The sequence below is a fragment of the Mycobacterium asiaticum genome (assembly GCF_001668675.1).
In the GTDB taxonomy this organism is placed as follows: Bacteria; Actinomycetota; Actinomycetes; order Mycobacteriales; family Mycobacteriaceae; genus Mycobacterium; species Mycobacterium asiaticum_D.
This window is the reverse complement of the sequence record NZ_LZKQ01000122.1, coordinates 1-26,755: the sequence shown is the minus strand read 5'-3', so window position 1 is coordinate 26,755 and position 26,755 is coordinate 1. Positions and strand designations below refer to the sequence as shown.

Annotated in this window: 24 protein-coding genes and 1 pseudogene; 10 read left to right on the top strand and 15 right to left on the bottom strand. The window is 66.5% G+C overall.

From position 1 onward, the window contains the following. Nucleotides 1-62 precede the first annotated feature (62 nt). Both A9X01_RS10800 and A9X01_RS10795 read right to left on the bottom strand, forming a co-directional pair. A complete protein-coding gene (locus tag A9X01_RS10800) occupies nucleotides 63-1,373 on the bottom strand; it encodes a cytochrome P450 (RefSeq protein ID WP_065120753.1) in 1,311 nt (436 codons plus the stop codon). 84 nt (nucleotides 1,374-1,457) lie between these two features. After that, the gene (locus A9X01_RS10795; protein WP_036359214.1) at nucleotides 1,458-1,808 is read right to left on the bottom strand and encodes an MmpS family transport accessory protein; all 351 of its coding nucleotides are present in this window, start codon (nucleotides 1,806-1,808) and stop codon (nucleotides 1,458-1,460) included. A gap of 96 nt (nucleotides 1,809-1,904) precedes the next feature. On the opposite strand from A9X01_RS10795, the gene A9X01_RS10790 reads away from it, so the two are divergent. After that, nucleotides 1,905-3,002, top strand: a complete 1,098-nt coding sequence (locus tag A9X01_RS10790; protein ID WP_065120764.1) for an NAD(P)H-dependent amine dehydrogenase family protein — start codon at nucleotides 1,905-1,907, stop codon at nucleotides 3,000-3,002. Between the two features lie 144 nt (nucleotides 3,003-3,146). After that, nucleotides 3,147-5,024, top strand: coding sequence for an Hsp70 family protein (locus A9X01_RS10785; protein ID WP_065120752.1), 1,878 nt, complete (start codon nucleotides 3,147-3,149; stop codon nucleotides 5,022-5,024). Nucleotides 5,025-5,028: 4 nt separating this feature from the next. Here A9X01_RS10785 and A9X01_RS29805 read toward each other — a convergent pair whose 3' ends face one another. The 3 genes from A9X01_RS29805 to A9X01_RS10770 all read right to left on the bottom strand — a co-directional run bounded on the left by A9X01_RS29805 (nucleotide 5,029) and on the right by A9X01_RS10770 (nucleotide 7,881). Beyond that, entirely contained in the window at nucleotides 5,029-5,739 is a 711-nt protein-coding gene (locus A9X01_RS29805) for a prolipoprotein diacylglyceryl transferase (RefSeq protein ID WP_065120751.1), read from the bottom strand. 80 nt (nucleotides 5,740-5,819) lie between these two features. Continuing rightward, nucleotides 5,820-6,878 carry a class I SAM-dependent methyltransferase gene (locus A9X01_RS10775; RefSeq protein ID WP_065120750.1) on the bottom strand — a complete coding sequence of 353 codons (1,059 nt, stop codon included), beginning with the start codon at nucleotides 6,876-6,878 and terminating at the stop codon, nucleotides 5,820-5,822. A gap of 49 nt (nucleotides 6,879-6,927) precedes the next feature. Next, on the bottom strand, nucleotides 6,928-7,881 hold the full coding sequence (locus tag A9X01_RS10770) for an SDR family oxidoreductase (protein WP_065120749.1): 954 nt from the start codon (nucleotides 7,879-7,881) through the stop codon (nucleotides 6,928-6,930). Between the two features lie 139 nt (nucleotides 7,882-8,020). Here A9X01_RS10770 and A9X01_RS10765 point away from each other — a divergent pair, with 139 nt between their 5' ends. Next, the gene (locus A9X01_RS10765; RefSeq protein ID WP_065120748.1) at nucleotides 8,021-8,752 is read left to right on the top strand and encodes an SHOCT domain-containing protein; all 732 of its coding nucleotides are present in this window, start codon (nucleotides 8,021-8,023) and stop codon (nucleotides 8,750-8,752) included. A gap of 16 nt (nucleotides 8,753-8,768) precedes the next feature. Here the strand turns inward: A9X01_RS10765 and A9X01_RS10760 are convergent, their stop codons facing one another. After that, the gene (locus tag A9X01_RS10760; protein WP_065120747.1) at nucleotides 8,769-9,392 is read right to left on the bottom strand and encodes an MBL fold metallo-hydrolase; all 624 of its coding nucleotides are present in this window, start codon (nucleotides 9,390-9,392) and stop codon (nucleotides 8,769-8,771) included. Next, complete coding sequence (locus A9X01_RS10755; RefSeq protein ID WP_065120746.1) at nucleotides 9,392-10,477, bottom strand: S-(hydroxymethyl)mycothiol dehydrogenase; 1,086 nt, start codon at nucleotides 10,475-10,477, stop codon at nucleotides 9,392-9,394. The genes A9X01_RS10760 and A9X01_RS10755 overlap by 1 nt, the downstream gene beginning before the upstream one ends. A gap of 61 nt (nucleotides 10,478-10,538) precedes the next feature. On the opposite strand from A9X01_RS10755, the gene A9X01_RS10750 reads away from it, so the two are divergent. The 3 genes from A9X01_RS10750 (at nucleotide 10,539) to A9X01_RS10740 (ending at nucleotide 13,116) form a co-directional block, all read left to right on the top strand. Next, nucleotides 10,539-11,609: a class I SAM-dependent methyltransferase gene (locus A9X01_RS10750; RefSeq protein ID WP_065120745.1), complete on the top strand. Its 1,071-nt coding sequence runs from the start codon at nucleotides 10,539-10,541 to the stop codon at nucleotides 11,607-11,609. Beyond that, nucleotides 11,609-12,424 (top strand): serine hydrolase domain-containing protein, encoded by an 816-nt coding sequence (locus tag A9X01_RS10745; RefSeq protein ID WP_065120744.1) that lies wholly within the window; start codon nucleotides 11,609-11,611, stop codon nucleotides 12,422-12,424. The genes A9X01_RS10750 and A9X01_RS10745 overlap by 1 nt, the downstream gene beginning before the upstream one ends. A 179-nt stretch (nucleotides 12,425-12,603) precedes the next feature. Continuing rightward, complete coding sequence (locus tag A9X01_RS10740; protein ID WP_036360928.1) at nucleotides 12,604-13,116, top strand: DUF3145 domain-containing protein; 513 nt, start codon at nucleotides 12,604-12,606, stop codon at nucleotides 13,114-13,116. 70 nt (nucleotides 13,117-13,186) lie between these two features. Here the strand turns inward: A9X01_RS10740 and A9X01_RS10735 are convergent, their stop codons facing one another. From A9X01_RS10735 to A9X01_RS10720, 4 genes are all read right to left on the bottom strand, one after another. Further along, nucleotides 13,187-15,157: a PE domain-containing protein gene (locus tag A9X01_RS10735; RefSeq protein WP_065120743.1), complete on the bottom strand. Its 1,971-nt coding sequence runs from the start codon at nucleotides 15,155-15,157 to the stop codon at nucleotides 13,187-13,189. A 153-nt stretch (nucleotides 15,158-15,310) separates the two neighbouring features. Further along, nucleotides 15,311-15,814 carry an Rv2253 family sensor-like surface protein gene (locus A9X01_RS10730; RefSeq protein ID WP_436405259.1) on the bottom strand — a complete coding sequence of 168 codons (504 nt, stop codon included), beginning with the start codon at nucleotides 15,812-15,814 and terminating at the stop codon, nucleotides 15,311-15,313. A gap of 34 nt (nucleotides 15,815-15,848) precedes the next feature. Beyond that, nucleotides 15,849-16,793, bottom strand: coding sequence for a diacylglycerol kinase (locus A9X01_RS10725; protein WP_065120741.1), 945 nt, complete (start codon nucleotides 16,791-16,793; stop codon nucleotides 15,849-15,851). Further along, nucleotides 16,790-18,370, bottom strand: a complete 1,581-nt coding sequence (locus tag A9X01_RS10720) for an FAD-binding oxidoreductase (RefSeq protein WP_155772025.1) — start codon at nucleotides 18,368-18,370, stop codon at nucleotides 16,790-16,792. Before A9X01_RS10720 ends, A9X01_RS10725 begins: the two co-directional genes overlap by 4 nt. A gap of 47 nt (nucleotides 18,371-18,417) precedes the next feature. On the opposite strand from A9X01_RS10720, the gene A9X01_RS10715 reads away from it, so the two are divergent. From A9X01_RS10715 to A9X01_RS10705, 3 genes are all read left to right on the top strand, one after another. Further along, a complete protein-coding gene (locus A9X01_RS10715; RefSeq protein ID WP_065120739.1) occupies nucleotides 18,418-18,990 on the top strand; it encodes a TetR/AcrR family transcriptional regulator in 573 nt (190 codons plus the stop codon). Next, nucleotides 18,990-20,528 carry a glycerol-3-phosphate dehydrogenase/oxidase gene (locus A9X01_RS10710; RefSeq protein ID WP_155772023.1) on the top strand — a complete coding sequence of 513 codons (1,539 nt, stop codon included), beginning with the start codon at nucleotides 18,990-18,992 and terminating at the stop codon, nucleotides 20,526-20,528. Before A9X01_RS10715 ends, A9X01_RS10710 begins: the two co-directional genes overlap by 1 nt. A 125-nt stretch (nucleotides 20,529-20,653) precedes the next feature. Continuing rightward, nucleotides 20,654-21,982 carry an MFS transporter gene (locus A9X01_RS10705; protein ID WP_065120763.1) on the top strand — a complete coding sequence of 443 codons (1,329 nt, stop codon included), beginning with the start codon at nucleotides 20,654-20,656 and terminating at the stop codon, nucleotides 21,980-21,982. 64 nt (nucleotides 21,983-22,046) lie between these two features. Here the strand turns inward: A9X01_RS10705 and A9X01_RS10700 are convergent, their stop codons facing one another. The 4 genes and pseudogenes from A9X01_RS10700 to kasA all read right to left on the bottom strand — a co-directional run. After that, entirely contained in the window at nucleotides 22,047-22,595 is a 549-nt protein-coding gene (locus A9X01_RS10700; RefSeq protein WP_065120737.1) for a TetR/AcrR family transcriptional regulator, read from the bottom strand. Between the two features lie 638 nt (nucleotides 22,596-23,233). Further along, a complete protein-coding gene (locus tag A9X01_RS10690) occupies nucleotides 23,234-24,655 on the bottom strand; it encodes an acyl-CoA carboxylase subunit beta (protein ID WP_065120735.1) in 1,422 nt (473 codons plus the stop codon). 79 nt (nucleotides 24,656-24,734) lie between these two features. Next, entirely contained in the window at nucleotides 24,735-25,988 is a 1,254-nt protein-coding gene (kasB, locus tag A9X01_RS10685) for a 3-oxoacyl-ACP synthase KasB (RefSeq protein ID WP_065120734.1), read from the bottom strand. A gap of 77 nt (nucleotides 25,989-26,065) precedes the next feature. Then, nucleotides 26,066-26,578, bottom strand: a pseudogene (gene kasA, locus A9X01_RS10680) (3-oxoacyl-ACP synthase KasA); the annotation flags it as partial. Here kasA and A9X01_RS29000 point away from each other — a divergent pair. Next, nucleotides 26,487-26,755, top strand: a 269-nt coding sequence (locus A9X01_RS29000) for a beta-ketoacyl synthase N-terminal-like domain-containing protein (RefSeq protein ID WP_436405258.1), incomplete at its 3' end; no start/stop codon positions are given. The pseudogene kasA and the gene A9X01_RS29000 overlap by 92 nt on opposite strands.

Sequence of the window (26,755 nt, the reverse complement as noted above, 5' to 3'; positions counted from 1 at the left end):
GGGGAGGTGAGCAGACGCAAAGGCACCTGAAAAGGCCACTTTTCAGGTGCTTTTGCGTCTGCTCAGCGAACCGTCCAGGCCACCGGCAAGGTCTTGATGCCGTGAATGAACTGGGACAGCAGTCGCGCCGGTTCCGCGGTTGCGGTGATGTCGGGTATCTCGCGGTGCAACTCCTCGAACACCACCCGGATCTCGCGACGCGCCAGGTTGGCCCCGAGGCAGAAGTGGGCACCGCCGCCGCCGAAGCCGACATGCGGATTGGGGTTGCGCGCCACATCGAACGTCCACGGATCGGCAAATTTAGATTCGTCGCGATTGGCCGAGCAGTACCACAGCGTAACCTTGTCGCCCTCAGCCATTTTCGTGCCGCTGAGTTCGAAATCGCGGGTGAGCGTGCGACGCATGTAGATGACCGGCGAGGCCCAGCGGACGATCTCCTCGCCGGCGCTGTGCGCCAGGCCGTCGAAGTCCGCCCACCATCGCTCGCGCTGCTCGGGATAGCGTGACAAGGCCAGCACGCCATGGCTGATCGCGTTGCGGGTCGTCTCGTTGCCGGCCACCACCAACAGGATGAAGAACATCGCGATTTCCGAGGACGACAACCGCTCGCCGTTCACCTCGGCTTCCACCAGCGCCGTTGTCAGGTCGTCGTGGTGGTTTGAGCGGCGGTCCTCGGCCAGCGCCGTGGCGTAGGCGCCGATGTCCATCGACACCTTGGCGAACTCTTCGAAATCGGTCGCGAGATCGGGGTCGCCGAAGCCGAGAATGACGTTGGTCCAATGGAATACGCGCTGATGATCCTCTTCCGGGATGCCCATCATGTCGCAGATGATCTGCAATGGCAGCGGTCCGGCGAGCTCGCTGACCAGATCGGCGTGCCCGTCGGGATGGTTGGCGATCATCGCCGTCACCAGCCGGTGTGCCCGCTCCCGCACCGACGACTCGATGCGAGCTACCACCTTTGGCGTGAACGCCCTGCTGACGATCGAACGCAGCCGTTGGTGCCGCGGGTCGTCCATCACGATCATCGAGCCGAAATACTCGGCAAGTTCGGGTGTCTGGTCGCTGATGACGATGTTCGGGCTGGAACTGAACACCTCGGGGTGGCGGCTGGCGAAAAACACGTCATCGAGACGGGTCAGCGCCCAGTGCCCGTTGCCCGCGGTGAACCCTTCGATTTCGATCGCCGGCCAAAAGGAGATCGGCGCCTCGCGACGAAGGGTGGCGAAAGCGCCGTCCCGGTAATCGTCGTCAAGAGCCCAGAATTCCAACGAGCCCAACGCGATATCGGCCAGCGGGATGTGGGGCGGCGGGGTGCCGTTGACCCGGGGCGCAAGCGCCGCCGGGGCATCGGTCCGGGACTTGAGATCCATGCGATCCTCCTATGCCCAGGTCGCCCGCTTACACCCGTGCAGGCGTGACACTGGCGAGCTTAGACCGGCTGCTGCGCCCCCGGGTCAGTGCGAGCAGACCGCCTTACCCGGTGTCCCCGTTGAATGCGCGTCGTTCACCACGTTGCCGTCGAGAATGATCTTGCAGGCGATGGTGCCCTGTCCTTGAGCCGACAGGACGAACACCTGCCCGCCGAACGCCTGGAATTCCGTCGACCACGGCAGCGGCACATTGACCGCCCGCTGCTGACCGTTCTGGGTCTGGAACGAGATGTATTCAGCGACGCCGGGACCGCTGACTTCGTAGCGGACCTGCGGGAACTGACCGGGCAAGGGAACGGCGCTGGCCACACCGCTGGTGGCCGCGAAGGCGGTGCCGATGGCAAGCAGTATCGAAGCTGCGCGACAAGTGGTCATGTTTGTTCATGTTGTCACCACACAGGGGCGAATACGAGACCCTTTTGACACGGAACTTAGGGTGAACGCGGGGACTGGTCTGAGCTGGAGGTGCTGATGACGCAACCGGTCGTAGCCGGCGAACCCAAGAGAGTGGTGGTGTGGGGCACCGGATTCGTGGGTCGGATGGTGATCCCCGAGATACTCAAACACCCGCTTTTCGAGTTGGTCGGGGTCGGCGTGAGCAACCCCGACAAGGTCGGCCGCGACGTCGGTGAAATCTGCGGGCTGCCGGAACCGGCCGGGATCGCCGCCACCGACGATGTCGATGCGCTGATCGCGCTCAAGCCCGACGCACTGGTCCACTACGGGCCGACGGCGATGCACGCCAAGGACAACATCTCGTTGATCACCCGTTTCCTGCGGGCCGGGATCGACGTCTGTTCGACGGCGATGACGCCGTGGATCTGGCCGACCATGCACCTGAACCCGCCGAACTGGATCGAACCCATCACCCAGGCCGCCGAACTGGGGGAGGCGTCCTGCTTCACCACCGGCATCGACCCGGGCTTTGCCAACGACCTGTTCCCGATGACCCTGATGGGCCTGTGCTCCGAAGTCCGCAAGGTGCGGGCGTCGGAGTTGCTGGACTACACCAATTACGAGGGTGATTACGAGCGGGAGATGGGCATCGGGCGGGAGCCGGAGTACAGCCCGATGCTGGAAAACAGCGATGTGCTGATCTTCGCCTGGGGCGCGACGGTGCCGATGATCGCTCACGCCGCGGGCATCATGCTGGACGAGATGACGACGACGTGGGACAAGTGGGTCACCCCTACCGACCGCAAATCCGCGAAGGGCGTCATCAAGGCCGGCAACGTGGCCGCCGTCCGCTTCACCATCAATGGGCTCTACCAGGGTGAGACCCGGATCCAGCTCGAGCACGTGAACCGCATCGGGCTCGACGCCGCACCCGACTGGCCGACCGGCAACGACAACGACGTGTACCGGGTGGATATCGAAGGGACGCCGAGCATTTCGCAGGAGACGGCCTTCCGGTTCACGGACGGCTCGGGTCGGGACGCCGCCGCGGCCGGATGCCTGGCAACCGGGTTGCGGGCCCTCAACGCGGTCCCGGCGGTCAACGATCTTTCCCCCGGTTGGGTGACCGCCCTGGATCTGCCGCTCATCCCCGGCGCCGGGACCATTCGCTGACCAGCGCAAACATGGGCGGAGAGAGATCTTGATACAGCTGGCGCAAAGCTGAGTCAGAGCTACGCTATAGCTTTCACCGAGAAACTGAGCGAAACCTTCACACCTTCAGAGATTTAGGGCGTTAGCCCCGGGGATTGGACCTGGATGGCAGATGGAGCTAGGCCCGCGCTGGGCCTGTCGATCGGTGCCACGAACCTGGCCGCCGTGACGGCCGATCACGCCATCACCCGTAAGCCCGTGCTGACCCTGTATCGGCAGCGGCCGCCCGAAGTCGGGATCCCTTCGGAGAACCCCCGACTCGACGAGCCGGGCCTGGTCATCACCGACTTCGTGGAGCGGGTCGGCGACCACGTCGGCATCGTGGCGACCGACGGCTCCATGCATCGCAGCGAGGCCCTGGTCGCCGACGGCCTGCGTGCGCTGGCATATGCGGCGACGGGAGGGCGCGCGCTGCCCGAAAGTGTCGCGGTGACCTATCCGGCGCACTGGTCGCCGCTTGCCGTCGACGCGCTGGGTGGTGCGCTGAGCCGGGTGTCCGAATGGGCGCATGGCGCCAAGCCGCTGACGCTGCTCCCGGACGCCGCCGCCGCACTGTTCGCGGTACGCGCCAACCCGGGGATACCGGCGCGCGGCATCGTGGCCGTCTGCGATTTCGGTGGCAGCGGGACCAGTCTCACGCTGGTCGATGTCGCCGGTGAGTACCAGCCGGTCGCCCCGACCGTTCGGCACGACGATTTCTCCGGCGATCTCATCGACCAGTCGCTGCTGACCTACGTCATGTCCGAAATGCCGGGAACCGGTTCGTTCGATCCGTCCGGCACTGCGGCGATCGGCTCGCTCACCCGGTTACGCGCCGCCTGCCGCACCGCCAAGGAACGGCTCTCGTCGGCCACCGTCACCACGCTGGCCGAAGAGGTCCCGGGCGTCCGCGGTGACATCCGATTGACCCGCAACGAGCTCGAGGAAACGATCCGTCCCGCCCTGGACGGAGTCCTGTTTTCGTTGGAACAACTGTTGCAGCGCAACGGAATTCATGGACTCGTCGCTATCGCCACGGTCGGCGGTGGCGCCAACATTCCGGCGGTTACCACCTCGCTGTCCGGGCGTTTCGGTGTGCCGGTGATCACGACGCCGCGGCCGCAACTCACCGCGGCCATCGGTGGCGCGTTGCGGGCTGCTCGCGGTCCCGGGGACACCAGTGCGACCACCCTGACGCCGGCCGCCGTCGCCGCGACCGCTGCGGCCGCAGTGGCGCCGGGCCCACCCGCGGCTGCGGCATACCCCGACTTTCCCCCTGACCCTCCGGCCCCGACGATGGAACCCGCACTGGCGTGGTCGGAAGCCGAGGACGAAAGCCGCGCGCTGCCGGTCGCGTCGGTTGGCGAGCACGGGCATGGCGAGCACGGTGGATCGGGGCTGACGTCGGCCCGGCCGCAGATGAAGTTCGAGCGCGAAGACCGGCCGAAACCCGAACGCAAGTCCCCGCCGATCCCGTGGTACCGCCTGCCGGCGGTGATCATCATCAGCGCTACCGTGGCCGTGCTGCTGGTGGGCACCGCGATCGCGATCGGCTTGACCTCCGGAAACAAGCACGAAACCAACACACCGCGGGTGAACACGGTGCCCGCCACGCCGTCCAGCACGGCCAGCCCGCCGCCCCCGTCGCCCTCGTCGCCCGCGCCGACCGAGACTGACAGCGTCAGCCCCGAACCGGCGCCATCGTCGGAGCCGCCACCGCCGCCGTCGACGCAGGAGCCTCCGCCACCGCCGCCGCGGCGCACCACGCAGGCGCCGCCGCCACAACCCACCGAGACGCAGCAAACTCAGCAGCCGTCGCCGCCTTCGAGTCCGCCGCCAGTGCCGTCCACGCCACCGCCGCTGCCCACGACGCCGCCGCAGCTACCGCAGCTGCCTCAACTGCCGGGACAGAACAACCCGCAGAACCCGCTACCGCAACTCCCGCAGATCCCGGGGCTACCGCAATTACCGGGTAATGGCCCAGCCGTTCCCGGCCCGCCTTAAGGCGCTACCGCTCGGCCTTGTGCTGTTCGCGGTCCTCTTTGGTCGCCTTGATGATCTCTTGATTGAACTCTTTGTCTTTTTCGAGATTCTCTTTGACTCGCTCTTCGGCTTCCTGATTCAGCTGCTCGATCGACTTGTCGCGGTCTCCGGCGTTCTCGTCGGCCGCTGCCGCGCGGGCGCTCTCGTTCTTGGTGCCGCCCTTTTCGGTTTCCTCGCTGCCGCTGTCAGCTTGGGCCGAGGCCTTCTCGCTCGGATCATCCTGCTGCGAATCGTCCTGCGGGGACTCGTCTTTCGCGCTGTCAGCTTTTCCCGAATCGGAGCCCGACTCGTCGTTGCCCTTTTCCTTCTTGGCTTGAGCGGCCGGGGAGTCCTCGTCCTCGGCGAACTTCGGATTGCCGTCGTCGTCAATCCAGTCGTTGACCGCCGTGCCGGCGATGGTCTTGCCCGAGCCGGGCATCACCAGAGTGGGACGGTCCTCGTAGGCCGTCATCATCTCTTGGGCTTTTTCTTTGTGCTCTTCTTCGGGTTCGGGCTTCTCGGTCTGGTTGGCACCACTGGGCTTGCCCTCAGCCTTCGAGTCGTCCTTGCCCCCGGACTCGTCCTTTGCTGTGGAATCGTCTTTTGGTTTCGATTCGTCCTTCGGCGCCTCGGCAGTGTCCACGCCGCCGCCGGCGTCCTTGGCGTCCTTGTCCGCCGAATCGTCGTGCGCGCTCATGCTGACTGGCCCCCTATGGAGTTGCTGTGCGACCGACCCATTTGGTGTTTACCCACTGAGGCGCCGCCCCGAAACTCCGGCTATCGCGAATCGCGCTTAACCAGCACCAGCGCGGCGAGCGGGATGCGCATCGGTTCCGGCGCGCTGGCCAGCCGCTCGGCCACGGAAGCCTCGAGTTCACCGACGAATTCGCTCGCCCGCGGATCGCTGATCCCGCCGTCCAGTCCGGCCGTCAGCGTGGGGAAAAGTGCGGCACGCGCGAACGCTGCCCACCGCGCTCCGAAAGCGTCTGCGTCTGAATCCGATTGGTAGCGGGCCCAGAACCGATCTTCGGCGTTGAACATATCGAGATGATCGATCGTGAGGCCCTCGAACCAACCGCGGGGGGAAAAGGGGGCGCGGAAGTCCTTCTCGGTTCGCGCGATCACCGGGATGGCCATGCGCTCCACCTCTTCGCCACGCACCAGCCCTCGATCGGCCAGGGCATGCAGCGCCGCCATCAATGCGTCGTTGAGCGCCCGATATCCGAATTCGCCGTCGTCATCGAGGGCCATGGTCAGCACCACCAGCCGGCCGCCGGGAGACAACTCCCGGCCCCGGTACGCCACGAAGTCGTTCCAGTCGATGGCCGACTGGTGTTCATAGGCTTTGCGGGCCGCGACGTTGTTGCTGTAGGCGATCTGCACGTGATCGGTGAACTCCGGGGCGTCGGCGGGCACCCGACTCAGCCACTGCACCGCCCACGACGTCCAGCCGAGGTTGACCGCGCCGGTCGGCAGGATCTGGTCGTAGAAGGAACGGCCCACCGCCGACGTGAAAGTCGCCGGTTCGTTGTTCAGGTAGCTGTCCGGGTCGTCGGACAGCGTGCGGAAAAGGGCGGTGAAGTCGTTCTCCGGTACGTCGGTGTGCGTCATCAGGATCGGGTGGTCATGACGGGTCCGGGATCGCAACACCGTGATAGCGGCGGCCATCGGCTTGAGCGAGTTGTGGCCGGTGGCGGCACCGTAGTCGGCGACCACGATCGGCTGTGGCGGTTTGGGCAGCGGCACCTGCTGTGCGGCGTGCTCGAACAGCGCTACCGCCGGCAACAGGCCGGCGGCTTGCAGGCGCGACGATTGCGTGTAGGTCGCGCTCTCCATCGGCTCCGGCCGAACCACAACGCTGGATTCGGGGAGCCGCAGGCGCGGCTCACTTCTGCGTGCGGAAACTGACACCGGTGAGCCTCTCCGAAATCTCCCAAAGCCGTTCACAGTCAGCATCGTTGGCGGCGCGCGACGGCACTTTCGCCTCGGTGACCCCGCCACCGGCGGCCTCATAGAAGCCCTTGGGGCCGTAGTACGCCCCGCCCTCGGCCTGTGGTGTCACGGCGGCATACAGCGCAGGCAGGATGCCCTCGTCGATCTCTTGCCAGAGGAACGGGGCAAAGCGCCATGACGTGGTGTAGATCCGCTGCATGAGCGCGGGCTTCTCCCGGCCGTGCGATGGGCCGCTGATCTGCAGATTGGTCTTGGTCAGGCCGGGATGTGCCGCGTTGGAGACGATGCCCCAGCCGGCCTGGCGGCTGCGCCGGTCCAGTTCGCGGGCGAACATCAGCACGGCCAGCTTTGACTGCCCGTAGGCGGCCATCGATGAGTACGACTTCTCGAACTGCAGGTCGTCGAAGTGGATGCGGCCGCGACGGGCGGCAAGGCTACTCAGGGAGACCACCCGCGCGTTTTTCGCCGCGCGCAGCAGCGGCAGCAGATGTGCGGTCAGCGCGAAATGCCCGAGATGGTTGCTACCGAATTGCAGTTCGAAGCCGTCCGAGGTGGTGTCGCGTTCCGGTGGGGTCATCACGCCGGCGTTGTTGATCAGGATGTCGATCGGTCGACCGTCGGCGTTGAGCTGCTCACCCAGGGCCGCCACGGACGCCAGCGACGAGAGGTCCAGCGGCCGGATGGTCAGCTTCGCGTCGGGCACCGCAGACCGGATCTGCTCGATGGCGGCCTCACCCTTGGCGCGGTTGCGAATTGCCATCACCACGTCGGCGCCGGCTGCCGAAAGTCGTTTGGCCAGCCCGAGTCCCAGGCCGCTGTTGGATCCGGTTACCACGGCCAACCTGCCGGACAGATCCGGCACCGTGGCGATCAGATTGTGGGCCATTCGTCGGCTCCTTTCCGGTCGCTCGCACTTCGGTCGGAACCAGTGTCCTCCGTCGCGCTGGTTCCCGCTCATCACCCCGCCAATATCGGCTTCGCGCAGATGGGCTGTCTCGGTGTTCGACGCATGACACACTGCGTGCATGAACAGCAGACGGGTCGCCAAGATTTCGCTGGCACTGGCCATTCTGATGCTGGTGGTGGCGGTCGTCGGCTTCATCGTGACTCTGGTGCTCAACGCATTCTTCTTGGACAAATACAACGCCTACGGAGAGGTGGCCATCCCTGGATCGGGCATTGTGCACCTGCCCGCCGGGGATGCGACCGTCAGCCTGCACACCCTGGTCATCGGTTCCGACGGCGGCCTGCCGGTGCCGCCGCTGCGCATTTCCATCACGCCGCCCGAAGGGGTGCCGAAGCCGGAATTGGTGGAAAGCATCGGCGGCACAACGACCGTGAACAACGACGCCCACGTACGGGTGTGGAATGTGCACGTGCCTCAGGAGGCCGACTTCAACGTCGCCACCGACGGGCAGGTCAACGGATACATCAATCCGCGACTCGCCTTCGGCCACAGCAGCTCGCACGGCGATCTGGTCTGGGTGTTCGTGGCCCTGTTCGTGATCAGTCTGATCGATGTGTGCCTGTCGGTGGTGTGGCTGAGCCGCGCCAGGCGGGCGGCCAGACCCGCGACGGCGGCGCCCGGCGCCTATGTGGTGCCGCCCCCGGCCTATCAGTCGCAGACGGCCTACGAACCCGGCGATCAGGGGGTCCGGCTGGAACGGCTGAAAACTCTTGCTGCGCTGCGTGATTCCGGTGCCCTGAGCGAACAGGAGTTCGAGACCGAGAAGCGCCGCATCCTGGACGGGATGTAGACGGGAGGTCGCGGCGCTAGTGCCCGCGGGCCACCCACTCCTCGTAGTGCACGATCTCCTCGCCGACGGTGGTGCTGTCACCGTGGCCGGTGTGCACGACGGTGTCACCGGGCAACTTCCCGAGTCGCTCGGAGATCGACTGCAGGATCGTCGGGAAGTCGGAGTAGGAGCGGCCGGTCGCACCCGGCCCGCCGGAGAAGAGCGTGTCGCCGCTGAACACCACCCCGAGGTCGTGTACGTACCAGCAGACCGACCCGGGGGAGTGGCCGGGCGTGTGCAGTGCGCGCAGTTCGGTGCCGGCGATTTTAATTGTCTCACCGTCGCCGATAGATCGGAATTCCTTGTCCGGGTGCGTCATTCGCCACAAGACTTCGTCGGCGGGATGCAGCAGCACCGGCGCGTCGAGCGTCTCGCCGAGTTCGGGAGCCACCGTGACGTGGTCGTTGTGCCCGTGGGTGCACACCACCGCGACCACGTGGCGGCCGGCGACCGCCTCGATGATCGGGTCGGCGTCGTGGGCGGCGTCGAACACCAGCACATTCGAATTGTCACCGACCAGCCAGATGTTGTTGTCCACTTCCCAACTGCCGCCGTCGAGTTCGAACGTGCCGTGGGTGACCACCCGGTCGATGGCGACCATTACAGCACCACCACCGAACGCAGCACCTTGCCGTCGTGCATCTTGTGGAACGCCTCCTCGATGTCGTCCAGCCCGATGCGCTCGGAGACGAACTTCTCCAGCGGCAGCCGGCCCTGCAGGTACAGATCGATCAGGGTCGGGAAGTCCCGCTCGGGCAGGCAGTCGCCGTACCACGAGGACTTGAGCGCGCCACCGTGCGAGAAGAAGTCGACCAGCGGCATGTCCAATCGCATGTCGGGCGTCGGCACCCCGACCAACACCACGGTGCCGGCCAGGTCGCGGGCGTAGAAGGCCTGCTTCCAGGTCTCCGGGCGGCCGACCGCGTCGATCACTACGTTGACGCCGAAGCCGTCAGTCAGGTCCTGAATCGTCTCCACGACATCGAGATCGCGGGCATTGATCGTGTGGGTCGCGCCGAACTTGCGCGCCCAGTCCAGCTTGGTGTTGTCGGTGTCGACGGCGATGATTTTGCGGGCCCCGACCAGCGCGGACCCGGCGATCGCGGCATCACCCACACCGCCGCACCCGATCACGGCGACAGTGTCGTCGCGGGTGACGGCGCCGGTGTTGATGGCCGCGCCGATCCCGGCCATCACCCCGCACCCGAGCAGACCGGCCACGGCGGGATCGGCCTCGGGGTTGACCTTCGTGCACTGACCGGAGGCCACCAGCGTCTTGTCGGCGAAGGCGCCGATGCCCAGCGCGGGGGTGAGTTCGGTGCCGTCGGTCAGCGTCATCTTCTGCTCGGCGTTGAAGGTGTCGAAGCACAGCTGCGGCCGGCCCCGCTTGCACGCCCGGCACTCGCCGCAGACCGCGCGCCAGTTCAGGATCACGAAGTCGCCGGGCTCGACGTTGGTGACACCGGGCCCGACCGCCTCGACCGTGCCCGCGGCCTCGTGACCGAGCAGGAATGGGTAGTCGTCGTTGATGCCGCCCTCGCGGTAGGTCAGGTCGGTGTGGCAGACGCCGCACGCGATGATGTCGACGATGGCCTCGCCGGGCCCGGGGTCAGGGATGACGATGTCGACCACCTCGACGGGCTGGCCTTTGGACCGTGAAATCACGCCGCGCACTGTCTGACTCATGGTTTCAACCTAGTGTTCGGGACGGTGATCCGCGCGGCCGGCCGGTGTAGCGTCGCTGACCATGACGGGACCCGAGTCGGCTGCCGAGAGCACAGAGGAATTCAGCGCCCGGATCGTGGGTGCCATCGACGCCGCCAGCCTGGTGCTGTTGTTGAGCATCGGGCATCAGACCGGTCTGTTCGACACGATGGCCGGGTTGCCGCCCTCGACCAGCGCGCAGATCGCCGAGGCCGCCGGCCTGAACGAGCGCTACGTGCGGGAGTGGCTGGGTGGCGTGACCACCGGGCACGTCGTCGACTACGACGCCGACACCGGCACCTACACGCTGCCGGCCCACCGGGCGCAGGCGATCACCCGCGCCGCGGGGCCCAACAACCTGGCGGTGGTGGCGCAGTTCCTGCCGCTGCTCGGCAACGTCGAACAGAAGATCGTCGGCTGCTTCCGGGAGGGCGGCGGGCTGCCGTACAGCGAATACCCGCGCTTCCACCAGCTGATGGCCGAGGAGAGTGGCGCGATCTTCGATGCTTCGCTCGTCGACGTCGTGCTGCCGCTCGTCGACGGCCTTCCGGAGCGGTTGCGCTCCGGTGCCGACGTTGCCGACTTCGGGTGCGGCAGCGGGCATGCGGTCAACGTGATGGCGCGGGCGTTTCCGGACAGTCGCTTTACCGGCATCGACTTCTCCGAGGAAGCCATCGCGACGGGCGGCCGGGAGGCCGTTGCGCTCGGTCTGACCAACGCCATCTTCGAGCGCGCCAACCTCGCGGAACTCGACAAGGACGGCGCCTACGACGTCATCACCGTCTTCGACGCGATTCACGATCAGGCGCAACCGGCCCGGGTGCTGGCCAACATCCACCGCGCGCTTCGCCCCGGCGGGGTGCTGTTGATGGCCGACATCAAGGCGTCGAGCCGACTCGAGGAAAACGTCGACCGGCCGATGAGCACCTACCTGTACACCACCTCGCTGATGCATTGCATGACCGTGTCGCTGGCGCTGGACGGCGCCGGGCTGGGCACGGCGTGGGGGACGCAGCTGGCCACCGCGATGCTGGCCGAGGCCGGGTTCGCGAACGTGCGGGTGGCCGAGATCGAGTCCGACCCGCTGAACAACTACTACATCGCCACCAAGTGATGGGTGCGCTCTCCGAGCTTGCCGACTGGCCGGTGCCGAATGTCGCTGCCGCCGTCGTCGGGCCGGACGGTGTGCGGGTCACCCGCGGCGACACCGAGCGTGTGTTCGCGTTGGCGTCGGTGACCAAGCCGATCGTGGCCCGGGCCGCTCAGATCGCGATCGAGGAAGGCGTCGTCGACCTCGACACGGAGGCCGGGCCGGCGGGGTCCACGATCCGCCACCTGCTGGCGCACGCGTCGGGCCTGGCGATGTCGTCGGGTGACACTTTGGCCCGGCCCGGCACCCGGCGGGTGTATTCGAACTACGGCTTCACCGTGCTCGCCGAAACGATCGAGCGGGAGTCGGGGATCGAGTTCGGTCGCTATCTGGCCGAGGCGGTGTGCGAGCCGCTGGGCATGACCGATACGCGTCTCGAGGGCGGGGCCGCCGCGGCCGGGTTCGGGGCGACCTCGACGGTTGCCGACCTCGTTGCGTTCGCCGGCGATCTGCTCCGGCCGACGACGGTATCGGCGCAGATGCACGACGACGCCACGACCGTGCAGTTCCCCGGTCTGAATGGGGTGCTGCCGGGATACGGTGTGCAGCGCCCCAACGACTGGGGGTTGGGCTTCGAGCTGCGGGACGGGAAGTCCCCGCATTGGACCGGGGCCGACAACTCGGCGCGCACCTACGGTCATTTCGGCCAGTCGGGCGGGTTCCTCTGGGTGGATCCGGACGCGGATCTGGCGCTGGTGGTCCTCACCGACCGCGACTTCGGTGAGTGGGCGCTGGACCTCTGGCCTGCGGTGTCGGACCGGGTGATCGGCGCGCAGTGACCGCTTGACGAGCGGTGTAGTGACCGGCTCAGCGACCGGGAAAAACACACACTAGCGCAACACCGGTATCACAGGGCACAATAGACACGCAGGACACTTAAATATCAGCAGGTATCTCGCTCGTCGGGTTCACCAGGTCGTTGGGGAAGACGTCCCTCGTGGAACCGAAGGAGCAACAGATGCGTGCGTCGAATCAATTCGCCGACGTGACCGGCGGTGTGGTGTACGTCCACGCCTCCCCAGCGGCGGTATGCCCGCATGTCGAATGGGCGTTGTCGTCGACCTTGCAAGCCAAGGCGAACTTGGTGTGGACCCCGCAGCCGGCCATGCCCGGGCAGTTGCGCGCGGTCACCAACTGGGTGGGTCCCGTCGGGACGGGTGCTCGGTTGGCGAACGCGTTGCGCTCATGGTCGGTCTTGCGGTTTGAAGTCACCGAGGATCCCAGCCCCGGCGTCGACGGCCAGCGGTTCAGTCATACGCCGCAGCTGGGTCTGTGGAGCGGGGCGATGAGCGCCAACGGCGACATCATGGTCGGGGAGATGCGGTTGCGCCGGCTGATGGCCCAGGGCGCCGACACCCTTGCCGCCGAACTGGATTCGGTACTGGGAACGGCGTGGGACGAGGCGCTCGAGGTGTATCGCGACGGCGGCGACGCCGGCGAGGTGACCTGGCTGAGCCGGGGCGTCGGCTAGCTCCCGCGAGCAGACGCGAAAGCCCCCGCACGCACGGCGTGTCGGGGGCCTTTGCGTCTGCTCGGCCCAATCAGGTGAGGAACGGGTTGAGTATCGGCGGGATGATTTCGTTGCCGGTCACGCCGGTGAACCGGACAAACATCTGCGCCGGGATGTTGAGGGCTTGGTACACGCCGGCGCCGATCCAGGACACCGGTACCTGCAGGAATTCCGGCATTGCATGGATGACGCCGGCTATCGGCTCGTATGCCAGGTAGGGAATCGACGAGACGAGCGTGCGCGCCGTCAGGTTGATGTTGGTCGCGATGTCGGGATAGCCCTGCGCGGCGAAATCGGCGGTGACCACACTGAACAGGTTGGGGTCGGGATTCACATAAGTGCCAGAGAAGACGGGGCTGGTCAGTGGCGCGCCCTGCATATACCCCGGCTGCGGGAGGTAGAACTGATCGAGAATCGTCGGTGTCGAACTGACGATCTGCCATGAGTTATTGATGTACCCGTCGTACGTATCGTTGTAGGCCTGATCGAAGATCACGAATGAGGCTGTCTCGATTGGTGATTGGAAGCCGTGGGTGATGCCGCCTAATTGGGGCGGTCCGAGTTCGCCATGGTCGGTGACTACCATCACGGAGAATTGCTCGCCGGGGTTCTCGAACTCCCACTGAGCTACGGCACCCAACAGGCCGCCGCCGCCGACTGTGTGGTAGCCGAGATTGGCGTCCATGTTCCGCAGCGCGGCCGCGTACTGCGGCGAATCTCCGCCGAAGGCATGTGCGTTGACGTCGGGGCCGGTGAAGTACGCGAAGATCAGGTTGCTCTTAAGTGGGTCGGCGTCGCCAATCGCGGTTATTGCCTTTTCGGCTACCAGATTCGACGTCAGTTCCCAGCTTGCATCACCCGGGACCTGCGGGACGAATTCCCAGTGGTCGGCCGGGTTCGAGCCGGCTGCAGCGATGTCGGTGATGACCTTCCAGTCCGCGATGACCGTGGTGTTGACGGCATCGCCATAGGCGTTCTCGAGGTGGTTGTAGACGGTCGGCCAGTCGTCGTACGTCCAGGGCGTGAAGATGTTGTTGGTCACCCCGGTCGTCTCGCCCCACACGCCGGTCTGGATGGTCGTCCACGACGGGTTGGAGATGGTGGTGTGCCCGACGATCGTCGATGCGGACGTGACGCTCTGTTCCATCAGCGCGCGGAAGTGCAGGTTGGCGGGATCGGCCAGGACCCGGGCGAGATTTGTTCCGTCGGTGCCGATCAGCAGGAAATTGGCGTCCGGGGTCGCCAGGGCATACGCGGCTGCCTCTTGCGGGGTTGCGAACATGATTGGGAGGAAGGCACCGGCGTCACCGGTCGCCCCTGAAGTGCCGAACAGGGACAACGCTCGTCCGCCGATTCCGCCGGCGCCCCCGGCGACGGTTCCGAAGGGGTACACGTTGCCGCCCAATCCTCCGGTGCCGCCTGCTCCGCCGTTGCCCAGCAACCATCCGCCCGTGCCGCCGGCACCGCCCACGCCGCCGCGCAGACCCCCGGCGCCGCCGGTGCCGCCGTTACCGATCAAACCGGCATTGCCACCGCGGCCACCTGCCTGCCCGGCCCCACCCGATCCGCCCGTGCCGCCGTTGCCCCACAGGAGCCCGCCGTCGCCGCCGGCCTGCCCCGTGCCGGCCACGCCGTTGGTCCCGTCACCGATCAGCGGACGTCCCAACAGGAAGTTCGTCGGCGCATTGATGACGTCGAGAACGGGCTGCAGCGGGCCGGCGCTGGCCGCCTCGGCGGCGGCATAGGCCCCGCTGGCGGCGCTCAGCGTCCGCACAAACTGCTGGTAGGACGCCTCCACCCGCGCACTCAACGTCTGGTAGTCCAGCGCGTGGCCGGAAAACAGCGACGCGATCGCCTCTGATACTTCGTCCGCGGCGGCGGCCACCACTGTGCTGGTCGGAGCCAATGCCGCCAGGTTTGCCACCCCGATCGAGGAGCCGATACCGGCGGCATTTGCCGCGGCTGCCGAAATCAGGTCGGGTGCGGCAATCAGTTGCAACATCGTGAGCCTCTCGCCTGGAAGACTTTTGACCATCGGAAGATTTGACCAGGCTCATAATTGCATGGTTCCGCGGAATTGCCAGCAAATCCTCGGCGAGGTTTGCCAATCGCATATTTTTGGCGCCCGGCCGTAACGGGGGCGGGCGGTGAGTGACTAGGTAACCGGCCCCGAAACAGGTTTCGCCGATACCGGCATGTCGACATTGCCCTTGCAGGCGCCGCTGGCGATATCGGTGTGGAAGACACCGGTGAGAATGCCGTACTGCCCCGGCGTGTAGACCGTAATCGACTTCGCCGGAGCGTATTCGACGGTTCCGTCGGGCAGCAGGCAGTCCCAATTCCAGGCCATCTCGCGGACCCACTGCGCCCCGTTCCAGGTGAATTCAATGGTCTTGGGCATTGAATCGTTCTTGGGCGGCGGCGGGTTGGTGACGGTCGCGGTGCAAACGCCCGCGGTGCAACTCGACGTGATGGAAACACTGGTCCGGTGGGCGAATTCATTCTGGCCAGCCGCGATGCTGGTACCGGACTTCGCATTGGCGCCGAGCACCATGATGTATTCGCCGTTCCAGGATGCGACTTCGCTCGCCTGGGCAAAGGGGGCTAGGCACAGCGCGGCGATCAAAGCTGCCGATGCAACCGGTGCGGACTTGCCCAACATGCTGAAGATGTCGCGCTCGGCGACCCGGCCGTTACACCCGCTTGGGCCGCAACACCCGCAGCGCCGCCGGCACCGCAGAGATTTCGGCCGGCAGCGCACACGCGAAGTCGCCGTCGGCATAGACGTTGATCCCCGGGCACTCGACCTCGACGGTCTTGGCCCGCGCGGTGGTCACCTCGTCGAGTCCGACATGGGTGCCCTTGATGGCGGTGGGGAAGAAACGGATCAGCTTGGTCCGTGACTCCGATCTGACCATGGTCAGATCGAGCAGGCCGTCGGCCCGATCGGCGTTGGGGCAGATCAGCATTCCGCCGCCGTAACTTCGCATGTTGCCGAAAGCCGTCATTGTGAGATCGGCCTCGATCTCGTGTTTTCCGTCCAGCACCAGCCGGAACGGCAACAGGCGCAGCTGCGACAGTTCGGCGAACATTGCGAGGTAGTAGCGCAACCGCCCGTGCGGCCAGGTCATCCGGTTGGCCCGGTCGGTCACCAGCGAGTCGAACCCGGTGGCCGCCACCGTGCCGAACCACTTGTTGATGCCCTTTCGGTCACGAATGCGGCCCAGGTCGATGATTTCCGACCACCCGTCCACCACGACGTCCGCGGCGGCCTCGGGATCCTTTGTGGGAATGCCGAATTCGCGGGCGTGGTCGTTGCCCGTGCCCGCCGGAATGATGCCCAACGGGACATCGGTGCCGGCCAACACCTGCAGCGCGTTGGAGATGACGCCGTCGCCGCCGGTGACCACCACGGCGTCGGTGCCCTTCTCGACCGCAGCTGCCAGTAGATAACGGGCGTCGTCCGCGTCTTCACCCACGATCTCGACGACCTCGATACCGCGATGCTTGAGCCGGGCGATCGCCAGATGCGATGCGTTGACCGCGGCGCCGTGGCCCGACAACGGATTGGTCAGCGCGGTTACCTTGGCGATCTCGCGCCGGTTCAGCCGGCCGGTGACCGAGTCCTCTGCGGTCACGGAATCAGCTTGCCGGGGTTGAGGATTCCGGCCGGGTCCAGGGTCGCCTTGACCGCGCGTAACACCTGCACGCCGAGATCGCCGACCTCGTCGCGCATCCACGCGCGGTGGTCCGCACCCACCGCATGGTGGTGGGTGATGGTGCCGCCGGTGGCCATGATCGCGTCGCAGGCGGCTCGTTTGGCGGCCCACCACTGCTCGAGTGGATTGCCGCGCTGGCCCGCCACCACGGTGAAGTACAACGATGCGCCGGTCGGGTAGACGTGCGAGACGTGGCACATCACCAGTGCCGGAGTGCCGGATTCGGCCAGCGAGGACGTCAGCGCCTCGGTCACCGCGGCCTTGAGCGCGGGAATGTTGGACCAGTCGGTGGCGGTCTCCAACGTCTCACACAGCGCTCCGGCGGCCAGCAGGGAATCACGCAGATACGGTGCGCTGAACCTGCCGTGCTCCCAGGTCTTGGCCGGGCCTTCGCCCAGCGACCTGCCGCCGTGGGCCTGCAGCAGCGCGCGGGTCTCGGCGTGCCGGCTCTCGGTATGTTCCGCGCTGCCCTCGAATACCGTCAAGCCCAAACATCCACCGCCGCTTTGGTTTTCGCCAATCGTTTCGTGGGTCGCCAGGTTCACACCGGTTTCGGCTTCGTCGGAGAGCCGCACGACGGTCGGTCCGGTGCCGGTTTGGGTGACGGCGCGCAGTGCCGCGACGCCGGTGGCGAAGTCGGGGAACGACCACGCCTCGTAGCGAGTGGTTTGCGGCGCGCGGTGTACCCGCAGTCGCACTTTGGTGATCACGCCGAGCGTGCCTTCAGACCCGATCGCCAACTGGCGCAGGTCGGGTCCGGCGGCTGAGGCCGCCACTCGGCCCAGGTCCCACACGCCGACCGGCGTGACCAGCCGCAGACCCAGGATCATGTCGTTGAAGCGGCCGTAACCGGCCGAATCCTGACCCGAGGACCGCGTCGCCGCGAAGCCGCCGATCGTGGCGTACTCGAAGCTCTGCGGGAAATGCCCGAGCGAGAAGCCGCGCTCGCCAAGCAGCCGCTCGGCCTCTGGGCCGGTGACGCCACCGCCCAGTTCGGCGATGCCGGACACCTCGTCGAGGGAATGCAGTTGGTTGAAGCGCCGCAGATCCAGCGAGATCACGGCGCCGAACTGACCGCGGGTCGGATCGAGCCCGCCGGTGACGTTGGTGCCACCGCCGAACGGGACGACGGCGATGCCGCGGTCGGAGCAGTACCCCAGGATGGCGGCGACGGCCTCGTCGTCGCCCGGCAGCAGCACCGCGTCGGGAGCATCCTGGACGCCCCGGTCTTTGCGGCGCAGCAGGTCCGGCGTGGACTTGCCGCCGGCGCGCAACAGCCGGTCACGATCCGCGATGCGGAAGAACTCAGGGCCGACGATCTTGGCCAGCCCATCCTGGTCCTCCTCCGACAGGGCCGACGGGCGCAGCGTCACCTGGTCGGCTTCCAGCTCGGTTTGCTCCGAATCATCGAGGCCCACAACCTGCTTGAGCAGGGACCGGATCCCCTCGGAGAGTGGCTTGGCGGCGGCGGGATCTCCCCACGCGTTCCATTTCATCGGCGGAAGGAGTTCCTCAAGGTGCGTCATGCGTTACAGTATTACACATGATGTCAATGAGTAACGATCCTAATTCGGACACCGGGGATCGCATACTTGCCGCGGCTGCGAGCTGTGTGGTGAATTTCGGCGCCGACCGGGTGACGCTCGCCGAGATCGCCCGCCGCGCCGGCGTGAGCCGCCCGACGGTCTACCGGCGCTGGCCGGACACGCAGTCGATCATGTCGACCCTGCTGACCAACCACATCACCACGGTCATGCGCGAGGTGCCGTTCGACGGCGACGACCGCGAGGCGCTGGTGAACCAGGTGGTCGCGGTGGCCAACCGGTTGCGCCGCGACGAACTGATCATGTCGGTGATGCACTCGGAGCTGGCGCGCGTCTACATCACCGAGCGCCTGGGCGCCAGCCAGTTGTTCCTGATCGAAGGCATGGCGGCGCGGTTGGAAGTCGCGCAGCGGTCGGGCAGCGTGCGGCCCGGCGACCCGCGCCAGCTCGCGACCATGGTGTTGCTGATCGCCCAATCGACCATCCAATCCGTCGACATCGTCAAACCGATCCTCGACGACGAAGCACTCGCCGCCGAACTCACCCACTCACTGAATGGATACCTGTCCTGATGGATCACTCGACCGCGTTGAACGCCGCCCGTCGCACCTCCGAGCTCGAAGCCCTGGCCGACGGTGAACCGCTGGACGTCGTCGTGATCGGCGGCGGCATCACCGGCGTCGGAATCGCGTTGGACGCGGCGTCCCGTGGATTACGGACCGCACTGGTGGAGAAGCACGACCTGGCGTTCGGCACCAGCCGCTGGAGTTCGAAACTGGTGCACGGCGGACTGCGCTACCTGGCCAGCGGCAACATCGGTATCGCCCGGCGCAGCGCTATCGAGCGCGGAATCCTGATGACCCGCAACGCGCCGCACCTGGTTCATGCGATGCCGCAACTGGTTCCGTTGTTGCCGTCGATGAATTATGCGAGCCGTGCGCTGGTGCGGGTCGGCTTCCTGGCGGGTGACGCGCTGCGGCTGCTGGCGGGTACCTCGTCGTCGACGTTGCCCCGGTCGCGGCGCATCTCGGCAAGCCGCGTGGTGGAGATGGCGCCCACGGTGCAGCGGGACGGCCTGGCCGGGGGACTGCTCAACTACGACGGGCAGTTGATCGACGATGCCCGGCTGGTGACGGCCGTCGCGCGCACCGCGGCGCAGCATGGGGCGCGGATCCTTACCTACGTCGCCGCGTCCGAGGCGACCGCCACCTCGGTGCGGTTGACCGACCAGCGCAGCGGTGAGTCGTTCGATGTGTCCGCCGGTGCGGTGGTCAATGCCGCGGGAGTGTGGGCGGGGGACATCGACCCGGCGCTGAAGTTACGGCCAAGCCGGGGAACGCATTTGGTGTTCGACGCCAGTGCGTTCGGCAATCCGACTGCGGCCCTGACGATTCCGATTCCTGGGGAGCTCAACAGGTTCGTGTTCGCGATGCCCGAGCAGCTGGGACGGATCTATCTGGGGCTGACCGACGAGGACGCGCCGGGTGCGATTCCCGATGTGCCCGAACCGTCTTCGGCCGAAATTTCCTTCCTGCTGGACACGGTGAACACGGCGCTGGGCACGGCTGTCTCGGCCTCCGACGTGATCGGCTCCTACGCCGGACTGCGGCCGCTGATTGACACCGGTGCGGGCCGCACCGCCGACGTCTCGCGCGACCACGCCATCTTCGAGTCGCCGACCGGCGTAATCAGCGTGGTCGGCGGCAAACTCACCGAATACCGGTACATGGCAGAGGATGTGCTGAACCGTGCCATCAGCCTGCGACAGCTGCACGCCGCACCATGCCGGACCCGTAACCTGCCGCTGGTCGGTGCTCCGGCGAACCCGGGGCCGGCCGCGGGACCGGGGCGGGGGATACCCGACTCGCTGCTGGCACGCTACGGTGCCGAGTCGGCGACGGTGGTCGCCTCCGCGAAGTGCGAGCGACCCACCGACCCTGTCGCCGACGGTATCGACGTCACCCGGGCCGAGTTCGAGTACGCGGTGACGCACGAGGGCGCGCTCGACGTCGGCGACATCCTCGATCGTCGTACCCGTATCGGCCTGGTGCCGCGTGACCGCGAGAAGGTCGTTTCGGTGGCCGAGGAGTTCCTGGCCGGGGTGGGTTAGCCCGGCCGCGGCTGGTTCGAGCCGCTGTAGTAGGGGTAACAGACGTGTCGATGAACACCTCTGGCCCTGCCCAGCCTCCCCAGCAGTGGACGCGTGACGAGATCACCGTGACGGATTCCAGCGCGATGTCTCGTGCGATCACCGGCACCGCGATCGGCAACGTCATGGAGTGGTACGACTTCGGGGTCTACGGCTACATCGCCACCACGATCGCCCAGGTGTTCTATCCAGGCAACAGCGCCAGCGCCGTCCATCTGATCGCCACCTTCGGCACGCTGGCGGCGGCGTTCGTGGTGCGTCCGGTGGGCGGCATGATCTTCGGCCCGCTCGGTGACCGCATCGGTCGTAAGCGTGTCCTGGTGATCACCATCATGATGATGACGATCGGGACGACGATGAGCGGTCTGCTGCCCGGTTACAGCACGATCGGGATCTGGGCGCCGATCCTGCTTGTCGTCGCCCGGATCTTTCAGGGTCTGTCGACCGGCGGCGAGTTCGTCGGCGCGATGACGTACCTGGTCGAACAGGCACCGGACCGTAAGCGCGGCATGCTGGTCGGGTTTCTGCCGCTGGGCAACCTGATCGGCTTCGTGGTGGCCGGGTTCCTGGTCACCGGGCTGCAGGCGTGGCTGCCCGACGACGACTGGCTGGCCTGGGGGTGGCGGGTGCCGCTGCTGCTGGCGGCGCCGCTGGGGTTGATCGCGCTGTACATGCGGCTGCGGCTGGGCGAGTCTCCGGCCTTCGAGCAGGCCCATCAGGAGGCGGAGGCCGAGGAAAATGGCAATCAGTTCCGGCGCACGGTGGTGGAGCAGTGGCGGCCGATGCTGATCTGCGCTGCGCTGGTGCTGACCTCCCAGGTTGCCGACTTCATGGTCACCGGCTACCTGCCCACCTACTTGAAAACCGTTGTGCACGTTGCCGAGACGCCCGCGCTGGTGATGATCGTGGCGACGCTGGCCGTGCTGATGGCGACGATCGTGTTCGTGGCGAAGCTGTCGGACCGGCTCGGGGTGAAACCGATCATGCGTACTGGGTGTGGGCTGCTGATCGTGGCGTCGATCCCGGCGTTTCTGCTGATGCTGCACGGCTCGGCCTATCCGGTGATCTTCATCGGTGTGCTGTTGGTGGGGCTGATGGAGTTGTGCTTTGACAGCACGACGCCGTCGGCGCTGCCCGCCTTGTTTCCCACCAAGGTTCGCTATGGGGCGCTGGCGATTTCGTACAACCTGTCGATATCGACGGTTGGGGGTGTGACGCCGCTGATCGCCCAGGCACTGGTATCTGCCACCGGTAATCAGTTGGTGCCGGCCTACATGCTGATGTTCGCCGGGGTCGTGGGTGTGGTGACGCTGTTGTTCACGCCAGAGGTAGCCGGTAAGCCGTTGCCGGGGTCCGGGCCGTCGGTCGAGACCGAGGAGGAAGCGCGGTTGTTGGTGGGCGACAGTGTTGGGTGAGCAGACGTGAAAGCCCCGGTTCGAACTCGAAACGGGGGCTTTTGCGTCTGCTCGCGCGGGGTCCTCACCCCGCTTGCGCGGCGGGCCAGAGAAGGTTGAACAACCGCTCTTCCCAGCCATCCGCGACCGATCCGGTGCGGGCACTTTCGGCGATGTAGGCGCCGACCACCGCATCGATCAACGTCTCGGCATCGAGGTCGGCCCGCATCGAACCATCGGCTTTCCCCAGATCGATCGCGGCAGCGAGTTTCGCGCGCTGGTCGAAAAGGATCTGTCGGAACGAGGCGGCGAATTCGGGGTCGTCCTCGGTGAGCATTGCCGCCAGGCCGCCAAGTCCGATGCCGTCCTCGATCATCTCGACGGCATGTTTGACCACCCAGCGAAGCCGATCGGGTGCCTCCGTCCGGGGGTCCAGCGGTTCGGGCGAGGCCACTCGTGCCAGGGCGCTGGACAGCATGTCCCGGCGATTGGGATGACGTCGGTAAATCGTTGTCTTCGCGATGCCCGAGTGCGAGGCAACCGCCTCGACCGTAACCGCGCGCGGACCGCCGGCGCGCAACAAGGCCAGCGTGGACTGTGCGATGCCGTCTTCGACAGCCTGCCGCTGCACCATCTAGCTCCACCGTTCTGGCTCGACGGGAATATTGCTGCTCCATTATGCGCTACACTGAACGTAGCGATACGATACGCGTAGCGTAGCAGTATCGGTGGTCGGTGTTCAGATCGAAAAGGGTGATGTGTGTGTTGAAGCAATTTCGGACTGTGTACGTCGTTGGACTCGCTTACTTATCGCTGCTTTTGGCTTTCGCCTTCCTCGGGGGGCTCGTAGCCGCCCTCGCCGCTGAAAGCGCACTGGCCATTGCCGCCGCCGTTGGACTGATTGTTTGTCTGGTCGTAGCGGTTGCAGGGTTCCGGGCCGGCTCTCGCAGGCTCGACCAGTCACACAGCGTTGGCGACTCCGCCAACAACACCAGTATCTTCGCGACGCCGTTGCGGCGGGATGAGATCGATCAGTATCTGAAGACATACCGTCGCCAACGTGGCAGTCAGCGGCCACGCCACGGGATGGCGGTTGTCCCAGTGGGCAGCAACAGCCCTGAGGAGAAACCACGGCCGAACCATGCACCTCTGGTTGCGGCGGCCCGGCTGTCGGCTTGATCAATCCCAATTGCTTGTGGGTGAGCAGACGCTGACGCCCCCGTTTCGGGCACGAAACGGGGGCGTCAGCGTCTGCTCGCGGGAAGAGGTGACCTACAGCGGGATGTTCTTGTGGCGGCCGCGGCGGGCGGGGGCCTGAGCGAGCGCCTCGGTGAGCTTGCTGCGGGTGTGCGACGGGTCGATCTTCTCGTCCACCACACCGATATCGATGGCGCTGTCCACACCACCGGCGATGCGCTCGTGCTCGGCGGCCAGCTCGTCGTGCAGCGCTTCGCGCTCGTGCTCGGGCGCGGCGGCCAGCTTGCGCTTGTGCAGGATGCCCACGGCCGCCTTCGCGCCCATCACGGCAACCTCGGCGTCCGGCCAGGCAAACACCTTGGTGGCGTTCAGCGAGCGCGAGTTCATCGCAATGTAGGCCCCGCCGTAGATCTTTCGCGTGACCAGCGTGACGCGCGGAACGGTGGCCTCACCGAACGCGTGCAGCAGCTTGGCGCCGCGTCGCACCACGCCGCCCCACTCCTGGTCGACACCGGGCAGATACCCCGGCACGTCCACGATGACCACCAGCGGAATACCGAACGCGTCGCACAGGCGTACGAAACGCGCTGCCTTCTCGGCACTTTCGGAGTTCAGGCAGCCACCCAGCCGCAGCGGGTTGTTGGCCAGCACGCCGACCGTCCGACCCGACAGCCGGCCCAGGCCGACCACCATCGACGGCGCCCACTTGGCCTGGAACTCGTCGAACGGAGTGTCCTCGTCCAGGATCGCGGTGACGATCGGGTGCACGTCGTAGGCCCGTCGCGCGGACTCGGGCAGCAACGCCCGGATGTCGGTGTCGCCGGCCTCGGCCTTGCTGCGGTCGAAATGACCTTGCTGGCAGAACAATCCGACCAACCGGCGACCGCGCTCGTAGGCGTCGAGCTCGTCGTCGGCGACGATGTGGCACACACCGGACTTCTTGTGGTGGGTCTCGGGTCCACCGAGCGAGGCCATGTCGACGTCCTCGCCGGTGACACTGCGCACCACGTCCGGACCGGTGACGAACACGCGGCTTTCCGGCGCCATCACGATGACGTCGGTCAGCGCCGGCCCGTAAGCGGCACCGCCGGCCGCGAAGCCGACAACCACCGAGATCTGCGGGATGTAGCCGGACGCACGGATCATGGCCTCGAAGACCTGCCCGACGGCGTGCAGCGCCCGCACGCCCTCGGCCAGCCGGGCACCGCCGGAATGCCAGATACCCACGATCGGGCTCTGCTCCTCAATGGCGGTGTCGTAGGCGTTCACGATGTGGGCGCACCCCTCGACGCCCATGGCGCCGCCCATCACCGTGCCGTCGGTGCAGAACCCGATGGTGCGGACACCGTTGACGGTGCCCGCCGCCGCCAGCACACCAGAGCGGTCGCGCTCGTGCAGCAATTCGATGCTGCCGTCGTCGAAGAAGTTGCTCAGACGCAGTAGCGGATCGCGAGGGTCGAGCGACTCGCCAACCGCCTCGGGGGCCATGATTGTCATCGCAGGTCTCCTAGTTCGACAGTGATGCTTGCTCTGGTTGTATCGGGTGATCCTTGGCGTTTTCTAGTAGGCGCGCCCTCTAGTACCGCCCGAAAGCGATCGCCACGTTGTGACCGCCGAATCCGAACGAGTTGTTGATGGCGAACCGGTAGTTCCCCGGCCGTGGTTTCCCGGCCACCACGTCCAGATCGATCTCCGGGTCGAGGTTTTCCAGGTTCAGCGTCGGCGGGACGACCTGGTCCCGCAACGCCAGCACGGTCAGGATTGACTCCACCGCGCCGACCGCACCCACCGAGTGGCCGAGAGCGGCTTTCGGCGCGTACACGGCCGGCTTGTGGCCGCCCAGCGCGTTGTTGATCGCCCGGCCCTCGGCCACGTCACCAACCGATGTGCCGGTGGCGTGGGCGTTGACGTGGTCGATCTCGGCCGGGGTGATCCCGGCCAGCTGGATTGCCCGGCTCATCGCGTGCCCGGCGCGTTCGCCGTTGGGGTCCGGCGCCACCATGTGGTAGCCGTCCGAGGTGATGCTGGCGCCCATGATGCGGGCCAGGATGTTGGCCCCACGAGCCTTCGCGTGCTCCTCGGTCTCGATCACCATCAGCGCGCCGGCCTCACCGAATACGAATCCGCTGCGGTCCCGGTCGAACGGGCGGCAGGCGCCCACCGGGTCGTCGTTCTTGGTGGACATCACGATGCGCATCTGGGCGAAAGCCGCGATCGGCACCGCTTCGATCCTGGTCTCGACACCACCGCAGATCGCCATGTCGGCTTCCCCGAAGACGATGTTGCGCCAGGCCTGGGCAATGCCTTCAGAACCTGACGCGCACGCCGACACCGGAGTGATGACGCCGGCCCGGGCGTGGCGTTCCAGCCCCACCGCCGCGGCAGCACCGTTGGGCATGTACTTCTGTACACCCAGTGGCGAGACGGCCTTCATGCCACGAGCGCGCATGTCGTCGTAGGCGAAGACCATCTCTTCGGACGAGCCCAGCCCCGTGCCGATGGAGACCATCAGCCGGTTCGGGTCGACCTCGGGCGAGCCGGCGTTCTCCCAGACACGGCGACTCAGCACGGTGGACATCCGCTGCAGGTAGCCGGTACGGCGCAGCTCGACCCGAGTCAGGTGATGGTCGAACTCCTCCAGCAGGTGACCGCCGATTCTGACCGGCAGGTCGAACTCCTCGACGAACGGGTCGTCGAGCTTGCGGATCCCGCTTTGACCGTCGAGTAGACACTTCCATGTGTTCTCGGCGTCAGTTGCTATGGCGGTCGTCATGGCGATGCCGGTGACGACCACATTCGGGAGCGTTTTCCCGGTGACCAGCTCCGTCATTGGTGTAACAAACGTTCCTTCCGTGCCTGTCCAGCTCTGCGGACCCCGTGGGCCCGCGTCGTCGCCGAACGCCGTGCTCAGTAGCGCCCGAAGGCGAGCGCCACGTTGTGACCACCGAAGCCGAACGAGTTGTTGATCGCGTAGCGGTACTCGCCGTAGCGAGGCTCGCCAGCGACAACATCAAGGTCGATCTCTGGATCGGGGGTCTCATAATTCAGCGTCGGTGGGATGACTCCGTCCCGAAGGGTCAGCACCGTCAGCACCGATTCCAGCGCGCCAACAGCGCCGATCGAGTGCCCGAGCGCCGACTTCGGCGCGTAAACAGCGGCGGATTCACAACCGGCCGCTCGAATTGCGTTGGCTTCGGCAGCATCGCCGATCGGTGTCGCGGTTCCGTGCGCGTTGACATGGTCGATGTCACTGGGGGACAGGCCCGCCAGTTCCATCGCACGCGTCATCGCCTTGCCGGCACGTTCGCCGTTGGGGTCCGGAGCAACCATGTGGAAGGCGTCGGAGGTGATGCCGGCACCCATCAACCGGGCCAGCGGCTTGGCGCCACGGGCCTTCGCGTGTTCCTCGGTCTCGATGATGCGGGCCATGTCGACGCGAAACGACGAGCCAGAGCGCGCGTCGCGACCGTTCGACAAGGACCGGGACGGCTTCGTGTTCGGCGAGGCCGGGGCGCTGATGATCATCGAGACCGAGGAACACGCGAAGGCCCGTGGCGCCAAGCCGCTGGCCCGGTTGATGGGTGCCGGCATCACCTC